Annotated in this window: 18 protein-coding genes; 3 read left to right on the top strand and 15 right to left on the bottom strand. The window is 71.4% G+C overall.

What is annotated here, in order from left to right:
• Positions 1-83 precede the first annotated feature (83 nt).
• A complete protein-coding gene (locus OG959_RS11990) occupies positions 84-941 on the bottom strand; it encodes an ABC transporter permease (protein ID WP_326658134.1) in 858 nt (285 codons plus the stop codon).
• Complete coding sequence (locus OG959_RS11995; RefSeq protein WP_326658135.1) at positions 938-1846, bottom strand: ABC transporter ATP-binding protein; 909 nt, start codon at positions 1844-1846, stop codon at positions 938-940. Before OG959_RS11995 ends, OG959_RS11990 begins: the two co-directional genes overlap by 4 nt.
• 132 nt (positions 1847-1978) lie before the next feature.
• On the opposite strand from OG959_RS11995, the gene OG959_RS12000 reads away from it, so the two are divergent.
• The gene (locus OG959_RS12000; RefSeq protein ID WP_326658136.1) at positions 1979-3208 is read left to right on the top strand and encodes a sensor histidine kinase; all 1230 of its coding nucleotides are present in this window, start codon (positions 1979-1981) and stop codon (positions 3206-3208) included.
• Entirely contained in the window at positions 3205-3906 is a 702-nt protein-coding gene (locus OG959_RS12005) for a response regulator transcription factor (RefSeq protein ID WP_326658137.1), read from the top strand. Before OG959_RS12000 ends, OG959_RS12005 begins: the two co-directional genes overlap by 4 nt.
• A 67-nt stretch (positions 3907-3973) precedes the next feature.
• Here OG959_RS12005 and OG959_RS12010 read toward each other — a convergent pair whose 3' ends face one another.
• The 8 genes from OG959_RS12010 to OG959_RS12045 all read right to left on the bottom strand — a co-directional run bounded on the left by OG959_RS12010 (position 3974) and on the right by OG959_RS12045 (position 11681).
• Positions 3974-4585 carry a response regulator transcription factor gene (locus OG959_RS12010; protein ID WP_326658138.1) on the bottom strand — a complete coding sequence of 204 codons (612 nt, stop codon included), beginning with the start codon at positions 4583-4585 and terminating at the stop codon, positions 3974-3976.
• On the bottom strand, positions 4582-5760 hold the full coding sequence (locus tag OG959_RS12015) for a sensor histidine kinase (protein WP_326658139.1): 1179 nt from the start codon (positions 5758-5760) through the stop codon (positions 4582-4584). Before OG959_RS12015 ends, OG959_RS12010 begins: the two co-directional genes overlap by 4 nt.
• Positions 5757-6443 (bottom strand): ABC transporter permease, encoded by a 687-nt coding sequence (locus tag OG959_RS12020; protein ID WP_326666342.1) that lies wholly within the window; start codon positions 6441-6443, stop codon positions 5757-5759. Before OG959_RS12020 ends, OG959_RS12015 begins: the two co-directional genes overlap by 4 nt.
• Positions 6444-6505: 62 nt before the next feature.
• Positions 6506-7444 (bottom strand): ABC transporter ATP-binding protein, encoded by a 939-nt coding sequence (locus OG959_RS12025; RefSeq protein ID WP_326658140.1) that lies wholly within the window; start codon positions 7442-7444, stop codon positions 6506-6508.
• A 223-nt stretch (positions 7445-7667) separates the two neighbouring features.
• Positions 7668-9812, bottom strand: coding sequence for a hypothetical protein (locus OG959_RS12030; RefSeq protein WP_442805562.1), 2145 nt, complete (start codon positions 9810-9812; stop codon positions 7668-7670).
• A gap of 175 nt (positions 9813-9987) precedes the next feature.
• Positions 9988-10434: a DUF6113 family protein gene (locus OG959_RS12035; RefSeq protein ID WP_326658142.1), complete on the bottom strand. Its 447-nt coding sequence runs from the start codon at positions 10432-10434 to the stop codon at positions 9988-9990.
• Entirely contained in the window at positions 10431-11330 is a 900-nt protein-coding gene (gene mshB / locus OG959_RS12040) for an N-acetyl-1-D-myo-inositol-2-amino-2-deoxy-alpha-D-glucopyranoside deacetylase (protein WP_326658143.1), read from the bottom strand. Before mshB ends, OG959_RS12035 begins: the two co-directional genes overlap by 4 nt.
• 156 nt (positions 11331-11486) lie before the next feature.
• The gene (locus OG959_RS12045; RefSeq protein ID WP_148020542.1) at positions 11487-11681 is read right to left on the bottom strand and encodes a DUF2304 family protein; all 195 of its coding nucleotides are present in this window, start codon (positions 11679-11681) and stop codon (positions 11487-11489) included.
• 211 nt (positions 11682-11892) lie between these two features.
• Between OG959_RS12045 and OG959_RS12050 the strand changes: the two genes are divergently transcribed.
• Complete coding sequence (locus OG959_RS12050; RefSeq protein WP_442805736.1) at positions 11893-13974, top strand: prolyl oligopeptidase family serine peptidase; 2082 nt, start codon at positions 11893-11895, stop codon at positions 13972-13974.
• Between the two features lie 14 nt (positions 13975-13988).
• Here OG959_RS12050 and OG959_RS12055 read toward each other — a convergent pair whose 3' ends face one another.
• The 5 genes from OG959_RS12055 to OG959_RS12075 all read right to left on the bottom strand — a co-directional run bounded on the left by OG959_RS12055 (position 13989) and on the right by OG959_RS12075 (position 19555).
• Positions 13989-15041 carry a hypothetical protein gene (locus OG959_RS12055; protein ID WP_326658145.1) on the bottom strand — a complete coding sequence of 351 codons (1053 nt, stop codon included), beginning with the start codon at positions 15039-15041 and terminating at the stop codon, positions 13989-13991.
• A gap of 218 nt (positions 15042-15259) precedes the next feature.
• Positions 15260-16684, bottom strand: coding sequence for an ABC transporter ATP-binding protein (locus OG959_RS12060; protein ID WP_326658146.1), 1425 nt, complete (start codon positions 16682-16684; stop codon positions 15260-15262).
• Positions 16674-17651 carry an ABC transporter ATP-binding protein gene (locus tag OG959_RS12065; RefSeq protein ID WP_219570767.1) on the bottom strand — a complete coding sequence of 326 codons (978 nt, stop codon included), beginning with the start codon at positions 17649-17651 and terminating at the stop codon, positions 16674-16676. The genes OG959_RS12060 and OG959_RS12065 overlap by 11 nt, the downstream gene beginning before the upstream one ends.
• Positions 17652-17664: 13 nt before the next feature.
• A complete protein-coding gene (locus OG959_RS12070) occupies positions 17665-18639 on the bottom strand; it encodes an ABC transporter permease (protein ID WP_219570769.1) in 975 nt (324 codons plus the stop codon).
• Positions 18632-19555, bottom strand: a complete 924-nt coding sequence (locus tag OG959_RS12075; protein ID WP_326658147.1) for an ABC transporter permease — start codon at positions 19553-19555, stop codon at positions 18632-18634. The genes OG959_RS12070 and OG959_RS12075 overlap by 8 nt, the downstream gene beginning before the upstream one ends.
• Between the last annotated feature and the right edge of the window lie 22 nt (positions 19556-19577).

Below are 19577 nucleotides of genomic sequence, written 5' to 3' on the forward strand. Positions count from 1 at the left end.
GCGGTGAACACGTCAAGAGGTTCCGCAAGAGTTTCCAGCACGTTTCTGAAATATGTTGCGGGGTACGCGAGTTGGGGAGGCGGTCACTGGTCGCGGCGGTGCACCGCCACCGCCGCGACCAGGCCCGCCGACAAAGCCCAGGCGGCATAGACCGTCCAGGCTCCGGGGACCGTCCACGGGTAGAGGGCGGACGCATGGAGATCCGAGGCCGACAGCCGCTCCCACGCGCTGAAGGGCAACGTGTGCTGGAGCACCGCCGTGAGATGGCGGCGGTCGCTGAGGACCATCGGGAGCAGGAGCAGCACAACCACGCAGCCGATGACGGCGCCTCCGGTGTGGCGTATCACCGCACCGATCGCCAGGCCCGCGAGCGCGGCCACCGGGGCGAGCAGCGCGGAAGCCACGACAACGCGCAGGGCGCCGGGGTGGCCGAGGGTCACCGAGGCGTCCCGGCCGGACAGGATCGCCTGCGTCGAGGCGAAGGACGCCAGGGCGACGAGTGCGCCGAAGAGCGCGGTGACGGCGGTGAGTACGAGAGCCTTGGCGGCCATCACCGAGCGGCGGGCCGGGACGGCGGTGAACGTGGTGCGGATCAGGCCGGTGCCGTACTCGCCGGTGATCGATACGGCACCGATGGCGGCGACGGCCAGCACCAGCACCATGGCTCCGTTCCCGGTGAAGGCGTCCATGAGGGGCGAATCGTTGGCGATGAAGGACTCGCGGCCGTGGTCGTCGTACTGGTACCAGTACTTGTAGTGGTCGTAGGCCGTGCCCGCGTTGAAGCCGATGACGGCCAGTGCGGTGATCGCGTACATCCAGGAGGTGGAGCGCAGCGACCACGTCTTGAGCCATTCCGCGGCGAGCAGGTCGCGGAAGCGGGCGCGGGGTTCGTCGTCGTTCATGCGGGTGGGTGGTGCGGTCATGGCTTGCGCTGTGGTCATCGGGGGTCTCCTGCGAGGTATTCGACGCTGTCCGCGGTGAGTTCCATGAACGCCTCCTCCAACGAGGCTCCGAGCGTCGTGAGTTCATGGAGCAGTACGCGGTGGTGCAGGGCGAGCTCGCCGATGCGGGCGGCGGTGAGACCGGTGACCGTGAGCCGGTCACCGTCCGGGACCACCTCGGCGCCCTCTGCGGTGAGCAGCGGGGCCAGCGCTGCGGGGTCGGGGGTGCCTACGGTCACGCTGAGGCGGGTGCTCCGGGCGGCGAAGGCGGTCAGGCTCTCGGCCGCGATGAGTTCGCCCCGGCCGATCACGACGAGCCGGTCGGCGGTGTGCTCCATCTCCGTCATCAGGTGGCTGGAGACGAACACGGTGCGCCCCTCGTCGGCGAGCCTGCGGAACAGCCCGCGCACCCACAGGACACCTTCCGGATCGAGGCCGTTGAGCGGTTCGTCGAAGAGCAGCACCGGTGGGTCGCCGAGCAGCGCGGTGGCTATGCCGAGGCGCTGGCGCATCCCGAGGGAGAAGCCGCCGATGCGCCGGCGGGCCGCCCCCGCGAGGCCCACGTCCTGGAGCAGTTCGTCGACCCGGGAGCGCGGGATGCCGTTGCTGCGGGCCAGCATCGCGAGATGGGCGCGGGCGGTACGGCCGCCGTGCACGTCGCCCGCGTCCAGGAGGGCGCCGACGTGCCGCAGTCCGCGCGGGTGCTCGCGGAACGGCCGGCCCTGGAGGGTGGCCGTCCCGGCGGTCGGCTCGACGAGGCCCAGCAGCATGCGCAGCGTGGTGGTCTTACCGGCCCCGTTGGGTCCCAGAAAGCCGGTGACCTCGCCCGGCCGTACGGTGAAGGTGAGGTCCTTGACGGCGGTGGCGGCGCCGTATCGCTTGGTCAGTCCGTTGACTTCGATCACGCCGTCAACTGTCCTTTCCGCAGGCACCGTTCGTCGTCGGACCGGCGGTGACACCTGTCCTGGCCGGTGTCGACCCCGGTTGTACGACCGTGGTCCGATTCCGGTCCGGGGGCCGGTGGCTACGATCGGCGCATGTCCCACTCACCCACTCTGCCTCGTCTCAAGCTCGTGCCGCCTGGTTGGTGGGTAGGCATGGGCTGGTACGCGGGCACGCTGCTCACCTTCCTCGTGCGGGTGCGGCTGCCCGGCGAGAACGAGCCGTCCGTCCGGCCCGGGGTGCTGCTCTACCGGTGGGACGGTCTGCTGATGCAGCTGCTCGCCGTGGCCCTGGCAGCGGCCGCCTGCTTCTTGCTGGAGCGGCGTCCGCTGAAAGCCCTGGCGCTGGTGCTGGGCGCCGCCACGCTCGCCACGTTCTCGCTGGGCGTGGGAGAGATACCACTCGCCCAGTTCCTGGCCGCGGATGTGGCGCTGTACTTCATAGCCGCCACCCGGTCGCGCCGGATCGCCTTCGCCGCCCTCCTGATGGCGCTCGGTACCCTTTCCGCCTTCCTGGCCGTCCGGGTGCTCGCAGGGTGGGACGTCGGCACGTCGACGGAACTGGTCGTCGCGCTGACCGCGGTCGTCGCCTGGCTGCTGGGCGGCTCGGCGTTCGAGGCGCGCCGGCACGACGAGAGTCTGGCCGCGCGGGCAGCCGAACAGGCGGTGGTCCAGGAGCGTTTGCGGATCGCCCGCGAAATGCACGACATGGTCGCGCACAGCGTCGGCATCATCGCCCTCCAGGCGGGTGCGGCGGCCCGGGTCGTGCACACGCGGCCGGACGCCGCGCGCGAGGCGATGAGTGCGGTGGAGACTGCGGGCCGGGACACGCTGTCGGGGCTGCGCCGGATGCTCGTCGCGCTGCGTCAGGCGGACCCGGCTCACGAGGGCGTGGAGCGGGAGGAGACGGCGCTGCGTCCGGCGGAGGGCCTCGCCGATGTGGAGCGGCTGGCGCGGGCCACGACCGCCGCCGGGGTCCGGGTCGATGTGGACCTGCGCGGCGAGCCCCGGCCGCTGCCCCCGGACATCGACCTGTCGGCGTTCCGCATCATCCAGGAGTCGGTGACCAACGTGGTCCGTCACGCCGCGACCGGTTCCTGCCGGGTGTCGATCGTGTACGGCTCCGAGGCGCTCGCCATCGAGGTCGCCGACCGCGGCCGGGGCGCGGGGCTCGCCTCCCGGCCGGGGTTCGGTCTGGTCGGCATGCGGGAGCGGGTCGCCCTGCTGCACGGCGAGTTCGCCGCCGCCCCGCGCCCGGAGGGTGGCTTCCTGGTGACGGCCCGGCTGCCGGTGCCCGCCACGGCGTTGAGGGGAGACGAGGCATGAACGACGAGATCGCCCAGCCCTCCGGACCTGTCGGGCCGGTCGGGCCGGTCCGCGTCCTGCTCGCCGACGACCAGCCGCTGGTACGCACCGCGCTGCGCATGGTCATGGCCGAGACCACCGACCTCGCCGTCGTCGGAGAGGCGGGCACGGGCGAGGAGGCGGTCCGGCTGACCGCCGAACTGGCCCCCGATGTCGTCGTGATGGACATCCGGATGCCGGGCCTCAACGGCATCGAGGCGACCGAACGGATCGCCGCGGGCCCCGCCACCGCCCATGTGGTGGTCCTGACGACGTTCGACGACGACGAGTACGTGTACGGCGCCCTGCGCGCCGGTGCGGCCGGCTTCCTGGTCAAAGACATGGCGCTGGACGACATCCTGGCGGCGGTCCGGGTGGTGGCGGCCGGGGACGCGCTGATCGCGCCGGGCGTCACCCGGCGGCTGATCAAGGAGTTCGTGGGCCGCCCGGCCTCGTCGCCCCCGCGCCGCCCGCTCACCGCGATCACCGACCGGGAGCGCGAGGTGCTCGTCCTGGTGGGCAGCGGGCTGTCCAACGCGGAGATCGCGGAACGGCTGTACATCAGCGTCGCCACAGCCAAGACGTATCTGACCCGGCTGCTCGCCAAGCTCGATGCCCGCGACCGGGTGCAGCTCGTCATCATCGCGTACGAGGCGGGTCTGGTGTCTGCCTCCCGGTGAGCCGCAGGGCCGGGACGGCCGTCCGCTGGGGCGCGGGGCCGGGGGCGGCCCTGCGGTGCGTGGGGCGCTAGAGCCAGCCCTTCTCCCGTGCCATCCGGACCGCCTCCGCGCGGTTGCGCGCCGCCATCTTCTGGATCGCCATGGAGAGGTAGTTGCGGACCGTGCCCTGTGACAGGTGCAGCGCCCCGGCGATCTCCGCGTTGGTCGAGCCGTCCGCGGCGGTGCGCAGCACGTCGCGTTCGCGTTCGGTCAGCGGGCTGGCGCCGTCGGCGAGGGCGGCTGCCGCGAGAGTGGGGTCGATGACGCGTTCCCCGGCGAGCACCTTGCGTACGGCTTCGGCGAGTTGGGATGCGGGTGCGTCCTTCACCAGGAAGGCGTCCGCACCCGACTCCATCGCCCGGCGCAGATACCCGGGGCGGCCGAAGGTGGTGACGACGACGACCTTGACGCCGGGGAGGTCGCGGCGCAGTTCCGCCGTCGCCTCGATGCCCGTCATGCCGGGCATCTCGATGTCGAGGAGGGCCACATCGATGTCGTGTTCCCTGGCCGCGGCCAGTACCTCGTCGCCGCGGGCGACCTGGGCGACCACCTCGATGTCGGGTTCCAGGCCGAGGAGTGCCGCGAGGGCCTCGCGCACCATGGACTGGTCCTCGGCGAGGAGGAGTCTGATCATGCTCATTCCCCGGATCCTAGGCCGGATTCGAAAGGAACGCTGAGGACCGTGGTGAAGCCTTTGCCCGAACGGGAGTCGGTGGCCCGGGTGGTGAGCGTCCCGTCGACCGTGGCGAGGCGCTCGGCCATGCCCGTGAGGCCGTTGCCCCGGGTCGTGCCGGAGGCGCCGCGGCCGTTGTCGGCGACGGTGAGTTCGAGGATCCGTCCGTCGAGGGTCTGGCGCGGGGCGAGGGTGACCGTACAGCGTCCGGCGCCACTGTGGCGTACGACGTTGGTGACGGCCTCCCGCAGGGCCCAGGCGAGTACCTCCTCCGCCTTCTCCGGGAGGTCTTCGGGGGCGTCGGCCGGAATGTCGGCGGTGACCCCGGCTGCGGCGAGGGCGGTCCTGGCCCCGGCCAGTTCACCGGGGAGGGTCGGCCTGCGGTAGCCCGTGACGGCGCTGCGTACGTCCACGAGGGCCTGACGGCTGACCTGTTCGATGTCGGCGACCTGCGCGGCCGCCTGTTCCGGGTGGGCGGGGAGCATCCGTCCGGCCAGTTCGCTCTTGAGGGTGATCAGGGAGAGGGAGTGGCCGAGCAGATCGTGCAGATCACGGGCCAGGCGCAGCCGCTCCTCGTTCGCGGCGAGCTGGGCGACGGTGGCGCGGGCCTCGCGGAGCTGGATCGTGGTGCGGATCATCTGCCGTACGCCGGACATCGCGAAGCCGCCGAGGAGCGCGGGGAAGACCAGGGCGGTGATGATCTCGCGGGGGTGGTCGCCGGTCAGGCCGATGGCCACCAGGACGAGGGTGACGACGGGGATCAGCCAACGGGCGGTCCGCACCGGCAGGGTGGCGCCGACCGACACCGACACGTACACGAACAGCACGAGCCAGGGCGTGCCGAACGTCAGGGAGAGCAGGACGGCGAGGGCGCCGAGGAAGGCGAGGGCGGCGCGGACCCGGAAGGGGTCCAGCGCCTTCGAGGTGTGGCGGAAGACCAGGACGAGATAGCTGCCGACGAAGACCAGCAGGCCGAGGGTGCCGAGCGCGGTCGCCCACGGTGTGTGGTTGCCGTCGGCGAGGTCCTTGACCGGCGCGCTCATGAAGGCGAGCCAGATGCCGATCCACAGGAGCTTCGTCCCGGCCTGCTTCGTGTTCGTGGGCGGGCGCCCGATACCCACGGACGTCTCGTCCTCGTTCATGCCTTCAGGGTGTCCTTCCGGTAGAGCCAGGCGGCGCCGCCCGCGAAGAGCAGGAAGTAGGCACAGAGGATGGCGACGTCCTTGGCGTGCGGCGCGCCGCCCATCTCGACGGCCTGGCCGAGTGCAGCGTACGCGTGGGTGGGCAGCCACTCGGAGATGTTCTGGATCCACTGCGGGAAGGTCGCGCTCGGCATCCACAGACCGCCGAGAATGGAGAGGACGAAGTAGATGATCATCGTGATCGGGCGGACCGCGTCGCCGCTGGCGAGGTAGCCGATGGCCACCCCGAGCGCGGCGAAGACCAGCGAGCCGGCCCAGATGACTCCGGTGAGGGCGAACCACTGCCAGAGGTCGAACCGTACGTGCTTGGCGGAGGCCGCGACGAGGAAGACGACCACGATGCAGGGCAGGGTGACCATGGCGGCACTGGCGATCTTCGCCAGGACGTAGCCGCGGCTGGGCAGTGCGGTCAGCCTCAGCTGGCGGACCCAGCCCTTCTCGCGCTCCTTGGCGATGCGTTCGCTGTTGCCCATCAGGACGGCGGTCAGCGCGCCGAAGGAGGCCATGGAGACCATGAAGAAGGACTGCAGGGTCAGATCGGTGTGCGGCACCTTGTCGGTGGTGTTCTGGGTGCCGGAGATCAGCAGATAGATCACCGACGGGTAGATGATCGAGAAGAACATGAACTTCTTGTTGCGCAGGGTGCGGGTCACTTCGAGCCTGATGAGCGCCCATGAGAAGAAATTCAGCACGTGGTCCTGGCCTCCTCGGCCTCGGTGATGGCGACGAAGGCCTGCTCCAGGCCGAGTCCGGCGACTTCGAGCTCGCGCGGGTAGAGGCCGAGTCCGTAGACGGCGTGCACGGTCGCGTCGGCGTTGCGCGACTGGATACGGACGCGGTGACCGGTGACGTCGAGCGTGGAGAGGAACGGCAGGGCGCGCAGGGCCTCTTCGTCGATCGCGCCCTCGAGCTCGAAGGAGATCCGCCGGGCCCCGGCCCGCGCCTTGATCTCGGCGGCGGTGCCGTCGGCGAGGATCCGGCCCTTGTGCAGGACCAGGACACGGTCGGCGATCGCGTCGGCCTCTTCGAGGTAGTGGGTGGCGAACAGCACGGTACGGCCCTGGTCGGCCTGCTCGCGCATGGTGGCCCAGAAGGCCTGGCGTGCGGTGACGTCCATGCCGGTGGTCGGCTCGTCCAGGACGATGAGGTCGTTGGCCCCGGCGGTGGCGAGCGCGAACCGTACGCGCTGTTCCTGGCCGCCGGAGAGCTTGTTGACCAGGCGGCCGGCGATCGGCGCGATGCCGGCCCGGGCCAGCACCTCACTCACCGGGTAGGGCCTGGGGTGCAGATCGCAGACGAGCCCCACCAGTTCGCCGACGGTGACGTCCTCCATGAGGCCGCCGGACTGCAGCATGGCGCCGACCCGGCCGGCGGCGATGGCCGCCTGCGGGGTCGTACCGAAGAGGCGGACCGTCCCCGAGTCGGCGGTGCGCAGGCCGAGGAGGAGGTCGAGGGTGGAGGACTTGCCGGCGCCGTTGGGGCCGAGGAGCGCCACGGTCTCACCGGGGTGCAGGTCGAGGGTGAGCCCGTCGACGGCGCGTACGTCTCCGTAGGCCTTGCTCACCTGGTCGAAGCTGACCACGGCGGTCTTGGCCGCGGTGGCTTCGGGGGCTGTCGTTGTCATGCGTCCAGCCTGGCCCGGACGGGGCGCGCCCGGCAGGGTCACGGGTCGTGAATCCGGGATGACGGATGTCATGCCGTACGTATGACGGCGAGGCGGGGGCAGAGACGGATCGGTACCTACGACGGCACCGTACGGCGGCGGCGCAGGGCGGATACGCCACCGCCCCCGGCCGGGATTCCGGTCGGGGGCGGTGCGATGCGCCGGGGCGGTGCGGGCGCCGGTGTCAGCCGTTGCCGCCGAGGTCGATCGTGACGGTCCGCTCGGCCTCCGTCTTGCCGAGCAGCGCGCCCCTCATCGCGAAGGCCACGTCGTCCGGTCCGACCTGGTGCTTCGTACCGTCGCCCTTGGTGACCATGATCCCGTCGAAGACGCCTCCGCAGAGCTCTTCGATGGCCTTCTTGTCGTAGTGGTCGACGAGCTTGCCGTCGACCGCCACCATCGAGAGGATCTTCGGCAGCGACTTGGCCGGGCCGAACGGGATCTGCTTCGATCCCGCCTTGATGACGATCAGACCGGACATCGCGGGCTCCGCGAACTCCTTCATCGCCCGGTCGAGTTCGGCCTGGCTGATGGTGGGCTCGCTGGCGGTGACGGGCAGTTGGACGGTGTTCGCCTTGCCCGTCTCGACCTGGGCGCGGTACGCGTCGCGCACCGACACCATCGACTGGTTGACGTCGAGCGCCTTGCCCGGCTTGCCCGGGACGGCGACGGCCTTGCCCGGCACGAACTTGATCGTGCCGTCACTGGCCGAGCCCGAGGCGCCGGCCAGGTCCTTCAGCGCGACGCCGAGCTTCTCCTCGTCGACCGGGATCACCGGGTCGACGGTGCGCTCGCCACCGAAGAGGGAGCCGAGGACCGAGACGGGGTTGTAGTCGCTGCCCGCCGCGGCGCGCACGGTCGCCTGGCTGTCCAGGGACAGTCCGGCCTTGTCCGGGGTGAGCTGCGTCTTCTTGCCGTCCACGGTCAGCTGGAGCGGGGCCCTGGACCGCTCGCCGAGCGCGGCGTCGAGCTTCTCGACGGCGTCGTCCCTGGTCCCGCCGCCGATGTCGACGCCGAGGACGGTGGTGCCCTTGGGTACGTCGGAGTGGTTCATCAGCAGCCCGGCGCCGTAGGCGACCCCGAGCACGCAGACGGCGGCCACACAGAGCATGACCAGCTTGGAGCGGCCCTTCTTCGCCGGGGCGCTCGGCGCCGCAGGCTCCGGGGCCGTACGGGCGGCGGGCTTGGGCGCCCGGTCGGCGAACCCGCCCGGCCCGGCCGGTCCGGTGCCCATGGGGCCGTCCGGCATCCGCGGGGTGGAATCGGCGCCGGGGAACGGCGACGCCCCGCCAGGGCGGGGCTCCGAGGGCACGACGGGGATGCCGCTGTTCAGCGTGTCGCCCGAGACGTTGCCCCCCGGGCCGGCGGGGCCCGGACCGAACTGCGGGGTGAGCACGGCGGTGTCGTCCGACATCCGGGGCGGCACGCCACCGGGAGTGCCGGGGCCCGCCGGCCCGCCCGGACCGGGGCCGAACGGCGCACGCCCGTCGAGGTCCGGGGTGAGAGCCGAGGTGCCGGTGGCCGGTCCCGTGGTGGGGCCGGACGGTCCGGGCGTACGGACCCCGAGGTTCGGCGTGGAGTGGGGCCCGCCGGCACCGTCGCCGCCGAAGGCGTCGGGACCGGGCTCGCCCGGATCACCGGCGCGCTGCGGTCCGTCGGAGAAGTAGGGCAGATCGGCCCGGGGGCCGCCCGGGGGCGGGCTGGAGGGGCCGGAGCCCGGACCGTCCGGCCTGCTGCCGGAGCCACCGGCCGCGAAGCCGGCGCCATCCGTGCCGCCGGGGCCCTCGGGACCACCGGCCCGGAAACCCGCACCGTCCGTGCCGTCGTTCGGCGGGGTGCCGGACGAGGCCATCGCGCCCGCCGGGGCGGCGGCCGGAGGCTTGCGCGGTGCGAACCAGTCGCTGCCGCTCTTCTCCCTGGCCGGCTTCTCCGCCGCGGGCTCCGCCGCGACAGCGGTGTCCCGGGACTCGGGCCCCGGCACGGCCGGCGCCGCCTGCGCGCCGCTGGACGCCGAGGCGCCCGGGCGCGGGGTGGAGCCGGTGCGCTCACCACCGGAGCCGTCGACATCACTCATGGGCGTACGCATGACGACCGGAGGGATGGGGCGCGAGCCCGGAATGTTGATCCGGATACGCGTCGTCAGCGTCGTCTCGGTCCTCGGCTCGTCGGGCTGAGGCGGATCCGCAGGCTCCGGGGACTCCTCCGGGGCGTCCTGCGAAGGGTGCAGCGACGGATACTGGCGGGATCCGTACGGCGGCGTACCCGAGGGGTACGCGGCTCCTCCGCGGCCCTGGGGCCCGGAGGACGAACTGTCAGTTTCACGACTCAAAGCAGGTTCTCCCGATTGGCTCCGCCGCCCGTACTTCCCCCATGCCGCAGGCCAGGGGACGGCTCGGCGCGCGAACCACCTTACTGGCCGCGGCCGACAGACACCCCGCGACCGGGGGAAACGACTGCGCACCCCCCGGACGGACAGGGGGCATTACGGGATGGGACGTGGCACATTACTTGCCAGGTCGGCCGCTGTCGGCCCCCAGTTGGGGCGCCCGCGACATGGTGGCACAGATCACAGCGATGGCCATGCCGCCCAGCATGAAGAGGGCGAGGCCCAGTTCGTTCCCGAAGACGTAGTCCCCTTCCGGTCTTCCGCCCAGCAGAAGAATGACCGAAATCAGCCATCCCGCGGCGGGCGCCACGGCCCCCGGCTGGGTGCCCATCAGGCTGCGGCCGCCGTGGAAGAGGCCGGTGGCGGCGAGCAGGGCCAGCAGCAATCCGCCGGGGAACCAGGCGGATTGGACGAGTGTTCCGGCGATGCCGACAAGCGCGCCGAGGACCGCCAGGCCCAGCAGCGCGGCGATCCGGCGAGGGTTGAGGGGCGCGGCCAGGCCGGTGGCCGGAATGTCCCTCGGCGGTGCGTTGGTCCGCGCGGCGCGCGGCCTGCTGCCACTCATCGGTGCGCCTCCGTCAGTCCCTCGAAGAGATCGTCTTCCCGGTTTCCGTCCGCGGCGCCGGAGGCGCCGTTCACCAACTCGTAGTACTCGGTGGTGAGGACGGGCTGGCCCAGGTCGTTCGACAGGGCGAAGAAGGAACCGTCGATCGCGATCTGGGTGGCGTGCGCCCGCATCGCCGCGGCTTTCGCCTCACTGTGTCCGGTGCCGTCGATCTCGGTGGTGATCACGGTGTCGTCCACCACACCCGGCACGTCGTCGATCACGGCGATGCCCGGGAACGCGTCCGGGGCGGTGGCCCGGAGCCGGGCGAAGCCCTCCTCGGCGACCGAGCGCGGCACCCGGTTCCAGTAGGTCTTGGCGATGGTGTGCGCAGCGCCGGAGCCGGTGCGGTACGCGGGGTCGGCGGCCAGTTCCGCGGCGCGCGTCGCGACCCGGTGCGCCTGGATGTGGTCGGGGTGCCCGTAGCCCCCCTCGGGGTCGTACGTCACCAGGACCTGGGGACGCACCTCACGGATCACCTCCACGAGGTCCCCGGCGGCCTCGTCGACGTCGGCGGACCAGAAGGCGCCGGGGCGGTGGTTCTGCTCGGCACCCATCATTCCGGAGTCGCGGTACCGGCCGGCGCCGCCGAGGAGCCGGTGGTCGGTGACCCCCAGTTCCTTCATCGCCGCGGCGAGTTCGCCGCGGCGGTAGGGGCCCAGGGAGTCGTCCCGGTCGGCGGCGAGATGCGCGAGGGCGGGCGGGATGATCTCGCCCTCCTCGCCGAGCGTGCAGGTCACCAGCGTGACCAGGGCGCCGTCGGCCGCGTACCTGGCCATGGTGGCGCCGTTGTTGATCGACTCGTCGTCGGGGTGCGCGTGCACCAGGAGCAGACGCCGGGCGGGAAGGTCCGTCATGGGGACCACCCTACGAGCCGGCGGTCCCCGGGAACGACGGCGGCCACGCTGCGGCCACGGCAGGACCACACATGCCGCACACACCGGAAGGCGCCGAAGGAGCACGCGTGCCGCGGACGTCGGGAGGCGTCGCGGGCCCGCGCACGGTCGGACGCGTCAGAACTTGATGCCTCCGATCACGCCGGCCAGGTTCGTGGTCAGCTCGGAGATGCTGGGCGCTATGGACGAGCTGGCGAGATAGAAACCGAGCAGCATGCAGACGACCGCGTGTCCGCCCTTCAGTCCGGATTTCCGGATCAGCAGGAAGACGACGATCGCCAGCAGCACCACCGCCGAAATCGAGAGCGCCACGGCGGTTCACCTCCATCTGTACGGTCGGGACGGGCAGCACGCATGGAGCCAGCAGGTTCATACCCACCGAGCGCTACGGATCATAACTATCCGTGGCAAGGCATTGATCGGGGCACAGCAGCACGAGGGGCGCACGGACGGTGGGGCGGGCCGATAGGTTCGGCATATGACTTCGCCAGAGATCACCTTCCCGCTGCAGTTGGCCCGGACCATGCGCTTCACCCTCGGTGCACCGCGCGCGTTCACGGTTTCACCCGATGGTGAACGGGTGGTCTTCGTGCGCTCGGGTTCGGGCACCGACCGCTCGGGCCGGCTGTGGGTGCTGGACCTGAGCGACGGCGCGGCCCCTCGGGAGCGGGTCGTGGCCGATCCGGCGGTGCTGCTGGGCGGTTCGGCGGAGCGGCTCTCGGCCCAGGAGCGGGCCCGTCGTGAGCGGAGCCGCGAGGGGTCGTCGGGGATCGTCGGCTACGCGGTGGACGCGGCGGCCGAGCTGGCGGCGTTCGCGCTCTCGGGGAAGGTGTACGTGGCCGAGCTGCGGGCCGGGACGGCGCGCGCCCTGCCCGTACCGGGCCCCGTGATCGATCCGCGCCCCTCCCCCGACGGGCGACACATCGCATACGTGTCCAAGGGGGCGCTGCGCGTCGTGGGCGCCGACGGCGAAGGGGACAGGGCCCTCGCGGAGCCGGAGGGCGCGGAGGTCTCGTACGGGCTCGCGGAGTTCATCGCAGCCGAGGAGATGCAGCGCTCGCGGGGCTTCTGGTGGTCACCGGAGTCGGACCGGCTGCTCGTCGCCCGGGTCGACGACAGCCCCGTACAGCGGTGGTGGATCGCCGATCCCGCGCATCCGGACCGCAAGCCGGCCGAGGTCGCGTACCCGGCGGCCGGGACCCCCAACGCGGTGGTACAGCTCTTCGTCGTCGACCTGACCGGACAGCGCACCGAAGTGGTGTGGGACCGGGCCCGGTTCCCCTATCTGGCGCAGGTGCACTGGTCGTCGGACGGGGCGCCGCTGCTGCTCGTCCAGGCCCGTGACCAGCGGAGTCAGCTCTACCTCGCGGTGGACCCCGAGACCGGGGCGACCCGGACGGTGCACGTGGACGAGGACCCCGTGTGGCTGGACCTGTTCCCGGGAGTGCCCGCGTGGGCGCCGGACGGGCGGCTGGTGCGGATCGCGGACGAGGGCGGGGCGCGGGTCCTCGCGGTCGGGGACCGGCTGCTGACCGGTGCCCAGTTGCAGATCCAGGCGGTGCTGGACATCGGCGAGTCCGACATCCTCGTCACGGCGTCGGCGGGTGAGCGGGCCGCCGAGGCGGAGATCGGCGAGAGCCACGTCTACCGGGTCAACGAGCTGGGCGTCGAGCGGGTCTCGGAGGGCGCGGGCGTACACGCGGCGGTCCGGTCCGGCGGGGTGGCCGTCATGGTCTCCACCGCGCTGGACGCACCGGGATCGACGGTCCGGGTGTTCCGGGACGGGAAGCAGATCGCCACCGTGCCCAGTCACGCGGAGCAGCCGGTCCTGTCCGCGCGGCCGCAGCTCACCGAAGGGGGCGCACGGCGGATTCCGTGCGCCGTGATGCTCCCCACCGGCTACAAGGAATCGGATGGTCCGCTTCCGGTCCTGATGGATCCGTACGGTGGGCCGCACGGCCGCCGGGTCCTCGCCGCCCACAATCCGTACCTCACCTCGCAGTGGTTCGCGGATCAGGGCTTCGCCGTGATCGTCGCGGACGGCCGCGGCACCCCCGGCCGCTCGCCCGGCTGGGAGAAGGCCGTCAAGCACAACCTCCCCCTCACCCTCGACGACCAGGTCGAGGCGCTGCACGCCCTCGCGGAGCGGTTCCCGCTCGACCTCGGCCGGGTGGGCATCCGGGGCTGGTCGTTCGGCGGCTTCCTGGCCGGCATGGCGGCCCTGCGCAGGCCCGACGTCTTCCACGCGGCGGTCGTGGGCGCCCCGGTGACCGACCAGCGGCTGTACGACACCCACTACACGGAGCGCTACCTCGGCGACCCGGCGACGCAGCCGGAGGTGTACGCGTACAACTCGCTGCTCACCGACGAGGGCCTCTCGCACGCCGCCGACCAGGTGCGGCCGATGATGATCATCCATGGGCTGGCGGACGACAACGTGGTGGTCGCGCACACCCTGCGGCTGTCGCAGGCACTGCTCGCGGCCGGCCGGCCGCACGAGGTACTGCCGCTGAGCGGGGTGACGCACATGACCCCGCAGGAGAAGGTGGCGGAGAACCTCCTGCTGCTCCAGGTGGACTTCCTGAAGCGCTCGTTGGGCATGTAGGAGGCCCGGGGGGCCTACCAGCCCGGCGGCGGCTGCGAGGGCGGCGGGGGCGGTCCGAAGCCGCCGCCCTGCGGGTATCCGTAACCCGGGGCCGGCGGCTGCTGCCCCGGGTACGGGGCGGGGCTGTAGCCGGGAGGACCGAATTCCGGGGGCCCGTACCCGGGTCCCTGCCCCGGCCCGTACGGTCCGGGCACGTCGGCGAAGCCCCTGGGCGCCAGCGCGATCAGCACCACCAGCGCGGCGAGCAGCTCGAAGATCCAGCTCAGGAGCGTGAGCTGGGTCTCCGTCGGCAGCGAACCGAAGTGGTCGAGCAGGTCGTAGTGCACGATCCGGACCACCCCCAGCACCCCGCCGGGCAGCAGCAGCACGGCGGCCACCATCCCGAACGGCCGCGCGTGCACGGCGTGGAAGAGTGCGCTCACCGCCGCGACGAGGCAGAGCAGTGCCAGCGCGGCGGTGCCCCAGCCGGGGGGCGGGTCGATCACGCCGTGCGGGACCCGGTCACCGCCCACGTACCACTCGGGATAGATCTCGGGGTACCGCACCATCTGGCGGATCTCCCAGGCGATCAGCACCGCTCCGGCCGCACCCAGCATCAGGAACGCGGCGACGGACCCACCCGGCCCGGGCCGGGTGGGCAGTTGTTCGCAGGAGTCGGCCGGCGGACGGCGGCCGGCCCCGGCGGTGATGAACAGCGCGATGCCCGCGGCGAGGGCCACGAAGGCGCAGATGAGGGCCCGTGAGCGCAGATCGTCGGAGAAGACCGACTCCATCCGGTGGCTCCCGATGCCCCAGAGCCCGGGCAGCCGTACGGCGAGGGTGATCACTCCGGTGGCGACCAGCACGGCGGCGGCGACCGAGGAGCGCAGCGCGGCGACGGTGGCGGCGACGTACACGGCGAGGAGGGCGACATCCAGGGGCGAGGTCGCGGGCATCGCCCGCGGACGCGCTTCGGCGAAGCCGGCCCAGTAGCGCCACAGCTGTCCGGCGTCCACGGCCCTGATGTCCCGTACGAGCCAGCTCGCGACGATCAGGGCGAGCACCGCGCAGAGAGCGGCGCCGGTCACTCTTGCTCCACGGGTGAGTATCACCCCAGCGATACTCCACCGCGCCCGGCCTCCCGACAAGAGGGCCGCCGGCGCGGTCCGTCGGGCGACCGGCCGGAGGGACGAGAGTCCTTCCGGCCGGTCCACGGCACCCGCACGGCCGTACGCAGTCCATGCTGACGGGTCCGTATATCGGACGTGAGACGCCCGAGTTGCCCTCGCGTTAACGGCCCGTCGGCTCAGCTGACCCGGCTGCTGCCGGAGGGCGGCGGCGGACCGTCGTCCTCGTCCCCCGCCTCCGGCGAGGGCGCGGCTTCGGCTTCGGCTTCGGCTTCGAGTTCGGCTTCGGGTGCCGGCCCCGGCCCCGGCTCCGGCTCCGCCTGCGCGGGCGTCTCCGGCTCCGGCTGGGCCTCCGGCCGCGGGGGCTTCCGGGCCTCCCGGTCCACCTTCTCCACATCCGGTCCGGCCCCCGCGACCCCCGCGGCACCTTCGCCGTCCTGGCCGCCCTCGCCTTCGCCCTCGCCCACCTGCTCCAGCGTGCCCTCCGGCGGCACCACCCGCTTCTCCTCCGCGAAGTGACAGGCCGAATCGTGCTTGGCCGGACTCTCCGTCAGCCGGAAGGCCGCCGGGACCGCCAGCAGCGGGACCTCCAGCTCACACCGCTCCTGCGCCTTCCAGCAGCGGGTACGGAAGCGGCAGCCGGACGGCGGGTTGGCGGGCGAGGGTACGTCGCCGTGCAGGATGATCCGCTCGCGGTACTCGCGCGCCATCGGGTCCGGCACCGGCACGGCGGAGAGCAGCGCCTGGGTGTACGGATGCGTGGGGTGGTCGTAGATCTCCTCGTCCGTGCCGATCTCCGCGAACCGGCCGAGGTACATCACGCCGACCCGGTCGGAGATGTGGCGGACGATGGAGAGGTCGTGGGCGATGAACACGTAGCTGAGGTTGAACTCCGCCTGCAGCCGGTCCAGCAGGTTGACGACCTGGGCCTGGACGGAGACGTCGAGGGCCGAGACGGGTTCGTCGGCGACGATGATCTCGGGGTTGAGCGCGAGGCCGCGGGCGATGCCGATGCGCTGGCGCTGGCCGCCGGAGAACTGGTGCGGATAGCGGTTGATGTACTCCGGGTTGAGGCCGACGACGTCCAGCAGGTCCTGGACCTTGCGCCGCCGGTCGCCCTTGGGCGCGACCTCGGGGTGGATCTCGTACGGCTCCCCGATAATGTCGCCGACCGTCATCCGCGGGTTCAGCGAGGTGTACGGGTCCTGGAACACCATCTGGATGTTGCGGCGCACGGCCTTCAGCGCGCGGCCGGACAGCTTGGTGACGTCCTCGCCCTTGTACCGGATCGCACCGGCCGTCGGCTGCTCCAGGTGCACCAGCATCCGGGCGACGGTCGACTTGCCGCAGCCGGACTCGCCGACGATGCCGAGGGTCTCGCCGGCCGCCAGGTCGAAGGAGACGCCGTCGACCGCCTTGACGGCACCGATCTGCTTCTTGATCAGGATGCCCTGGGTCAGCGGGTAGTGCTTGACGAGGTCGCGTACCTCCAGGATCGGCTCGCCACCCGCGTACGCACTGCCCTCCCGCGACTTGGCCAGGAGGTCGCGTGCCACCTCGCCCTCTTCGCGCGCTCCCTTGCGCCCCGAGTGATCAGCGTGCATCGAGCGTCTCCTTCCAGAAGTAGCAGGCGCTCTGACGGTGCTCGGCCACGTCGAACAGCGGCGGCACGTCCTTGCGGCAGACGTCCTGGGCCATCGGGCAGCGCGGGTTGAAGGCGCAGCCGGGCGGGATGTGCAGCAGGTTGGGCGGCAGGCCCTTGATGGCGTAGAGCTCCTGGCCCTTCTGGTCCAGGCGCGGGATCGAACGGAGCAGGCCCTTGGTGTACGGGTGCGCGGGCGCCTTGTAGATGTCGTGGACCGGTGAGGTCTCCACGATGCGGCCCGCATACATCACGGCGATCTTGTCGGCGACGTCGGCGACGACGCCCAGGTCGTGGGTGATCAGGATCAGCCCCATGTTCAGCTCGCGCTGGAGCTCCGCGAGCAGGTCCATCACCTGGGCCTGGACCGTGACGTCGAGGGCGGTGGTGGGTTCGTCCGCGATGATCAGCGAGGGTTCCAGGGCCAGCGCCATGGCGATCATGATGCGCTGGCGCATGCCGCCGGAGAACTGGTGCGGGTAGTTGCCGACCCGCTCCTTCGCGGCCGGGATGCGGACCCGGTCCATCAGCTCGACGGCCTTGGCCTTCGCGTCCTTGCGGGACATCCCGCGGTGTACGACGAACATCTCGCCGAGCTGCTGCCCCACGGTCAGCACCGGGTTGAGGGAGGAGAGCGCGTCCTGGAAGATCATGGCCATCTCCTGGCCGCGGATCTTCCGGCGCTCCTCCTTCTTGAGCTTCAGCAGGTCGCGGTCCTTGAAGAGGATCTCGCCGCCGCTGATCTTCCCGGGCGGCATGTCGAGGATGCCCATGATCGCCTGTGCGGTGACCGACTTGCCGGAGCCGGACTCGCCGAGCACGGCGAGCGTCTCGCCCTCGGCCACCGAGTAATTGACCCCGTTGACGGCCTTGGCGACCCCGTCCCGGGTGTGGAACTCCACGTGCAGATCGCGCACTTCGAGCAACATGGCAGCGGACTCCTCAGCGCAGCTTGGGGTCGAGGGCGTCGCGCACCGCGTCGCCGAGCATGATGAACGCGAGCACGGTGACCGCCAGGGCCCCGGCGGGCCAGAGGAGCATGTGCGGGGCGTTGCGGATGTACTGGGAGGCGGCGGAGATGTCGATGCCCCAGGAAACGGCCGGTGGCTTCAGGCCGACGCCCAGGAACGACAGGGTCGCCTCCAGCGAGATGTACGTGCCCAGCGCGATGGTCGCGACGACGATGACCGGGGCGATGGCGTTGGGTGCGATGTGCCGCAGCATCATCCGCCCGTTGGAGGCGCCGAGCGCCCGGGCCGCCTGTACGTAGTCGTTGTGTTTGGCGGTGATGACGGAGCCGCGGGCGATACGGGCGATCTGCGGCCAGCCCAGCAGCACGATGAATCCGATGACCGGCCAGACGGTGGAGCTGGTCACCACGGAGAGGAAGACCAGGCCGCCGAGGACGACGGGGATACCGAAGAAGACGTCGGTGAGGCGGGAGAGGATCGAGTCCCACCAGCCGCCGAAGAATCCGGCCAGCCCGCCGAGGATGCTGCCGATCAGGGAGACGCCGATGGTGGAGCAGATGCCGACGGTGACGGAGTTCCGGGCGCCGTACACGACACGGGTGTAGACGTCGCAGCCCTGGCCGTCGTACCCGAAGGGGTGGCCGGGCTGGGAGCCCTCCTGGGACTTGTCCAGGTCACAGTCGAGCGGGTCGCCGGAGGCGATGAGCTGCGGCCAGATGGAGATGATCACCAGGAACAGGATAATCAACGCGGAGATGATGAAGACGGGGTTGCGGCGCAGGTCGTGCCAGGCGTCGGACCACAGGCTCTGCGGTTTGGTGTCGGGGCCCGTCCCCCGGGGGCCGCCGGGGGTCTTCTCGAGGGAGTCGCCCTCGTCGAGTGCGAGGTCCATCGTTCCGCCGGCTCCGGCCGACGAGATCGCCTCGTCCGGTGTCTGCTCAGGCATAGCGGATCCTCGGGTCGAGTACGGCGTACAGCAGGTCGACGATCAGGTTCGCCGCCAGGAAGACGAGGACCAGGACGGTGACGAACCCGACGACGGTCTGGGAGTTCTGGCGCAGGATGCCCTGGTAGAGCTGGTAGCCGACGCCATGGATGTTGAAGATCCGCTCCGTGACGATCGCCCCGCCCATCAGGGCGCCCACGTCCGTACCGATGAAGGTGACGACGGGGATCAGTGAGTTGCGCAGCAGGTGGCGGACGACCACGCGGCGCCTGGGGAGGCCCTTGGCGGTCGCGGTGCGCACGTAGTCGGCGCGGGTGTTCTCGGCGATCGAGGTGCGGGTGAGCCGGGTGACGTAGGCCAGCGAGACGGAGGCGACCACCAGTCCGGGGATGATCAGCTCGTTGAGCGGGGCCTCGCTGGAGACGGAGGGTTTGATGACGCCCCACTCCACGCCGAGCAGGAGCTGGAGGAGCAGACCGGTGACGAAGGTCGGGATGGAGATGACGACCAGCGTCAGGATCAGCACGGTGGTGTCGATGGGGCGGCCGCGGCGCAGACCGGTGACGACGCCGAGGCTGATGCCGATGACGATCTCGAAAAAGATCGCCACGAGGGTGAGGCGGATGGTGATGGGGAAGGCCGTGGCCATCAGCTCGGTGACCTTCTGCCCGTTGAACGCGGTGCCGAAGTCGCCGGTGAAGACGTTCCCCATGTAGGTCAGGTACTGCTGCCAGACCGGCTTGTCGAGGCCGAATTCCGAACGGAGTTGGGCGGCGGTCGCCGGGTCGCACTGGCGGTCGCCGCAGAGACCCGCGATGGGGTCACCCATCACGTTCACCATGAGGAAGATCAACAGCGTGGTGCCGAAGAAGACCGGGATCATCTGCAGCAGCCGCCGGATCACATAACGTCCCATGAAGGGCTCCGGGGGTTCGCGG

Origin of the sequence: Streptomyces sp. NBC_00385, from assembly GCF_035917155.1 — a bacterium.
GTDB lineage: Bacteria > Actinomycetota > Actinomycetes > Streptomycetales > Streptomycetaceae > Streptomyces > Streptomyces poriferorum.

Excerpts from the sequence above, each read along its gene's own strand:
- OG959_RS12005 (WP_326658137.1), top strand. The coding sequence starts at position 3,205 with ATGAACGACGAGATCGCCCAGCCCTCCGGACCTGTCGGGCCGGTCGGG.
- OG959_RS12050 (WP_442805736.1), top strand. The coding sequence starts at position 11,893 with ATGCGCTTCACCCTCGGTGCACCGCGCGCGTTCACGGTTTCACCCGAT.
- OG959_RS12010 (WP_326658138.1), bottom strand. The coding sequence starts at position 4,585 with ATGAGCATGATCAGACTCCTCCTCGCCGAGGACCAGTCCATGGTGCGC.
- mshB (WP_326658143.1), bottom strand. The coding sequence starts at position 11,330 with ATGACGGACCTTCCCGCCCGGCGTCTGCTCCTGGTGCACGCGCACCCC.
- OG959_RS12020 (WP_326666342.1), bottom strand. The coding sequence starts at position 6,443 with ATGTTCTTCTCGATCATCTACCCGTCGGTGATCTATCTGCTGATCTCC.
- OG959_RS12065 (WP_219570767.1), bottom strand. The coding sequence starts at position 17,651 with ATGTTGCTCGAAGTGCGCGATCTGCACGTGGAGTTCCACACCCGGGAC.
- OG959_RS12075 (WP_326658147.1), bottom strand. The coding sequence starts at position 19,555 with ATGGGACGTTATGTGATCCGGCGGCTGCTGCAGATGATCCCGGTCTTC.
- OG959_RS12015 (WP_326658139.1), bottom strand. The coding sequence starts at position 5,760 with ATGAACGAGGACGAGACGTCCGTGGGTATCGGGCGCCCGCCCACGAAC.
- OG959_RS12025 (WP_326658140.1), bottom strand. The coding sequence starts at position 7,444 with ATGACAACGACAGCCCCCGAAGCCACCGCGGCCAAGACCGCCGTGGTC.
- OG959_RS12000 (WP_326658136.1), top strand. The coding sequence starts at position 1,979 with ATGTCCCACTCACCCACTCTGCCTCGTCTCAAGCTCGTGCCGCCTGGT.
- OG959_RS12070 (WP_219570769.1), bottom strand. The coding sequence starts at position 18,639 with ATGCCTGAGCAGACACCGGACGAGGCGATCTCGTCGGCCGGAGCCGGC.
- OG959_RS11990 (WP_326658134.1), bottom strand. The coding sequence starts at position 941 with ATGACCACAGCGCAAGCCATGACCGCACCACCCACCCGCATGAACGAC.
- OG959_RS12035 (WP_326658142.1), bottom strand. The coding sequence starts at position 10,434 with ATGAGTGGCAGCAGGCCGCGCGCCGCGCGGACCAACGCACCGCCGAGG.
- OG959_RS12060 (WP_326658146.1), bottom strand. The coding sequence starts at position 16,684 with ATGCACGCTGATCACTCGGGGCGCAAGGGAGCGCGCGAAGAGGGCGAG.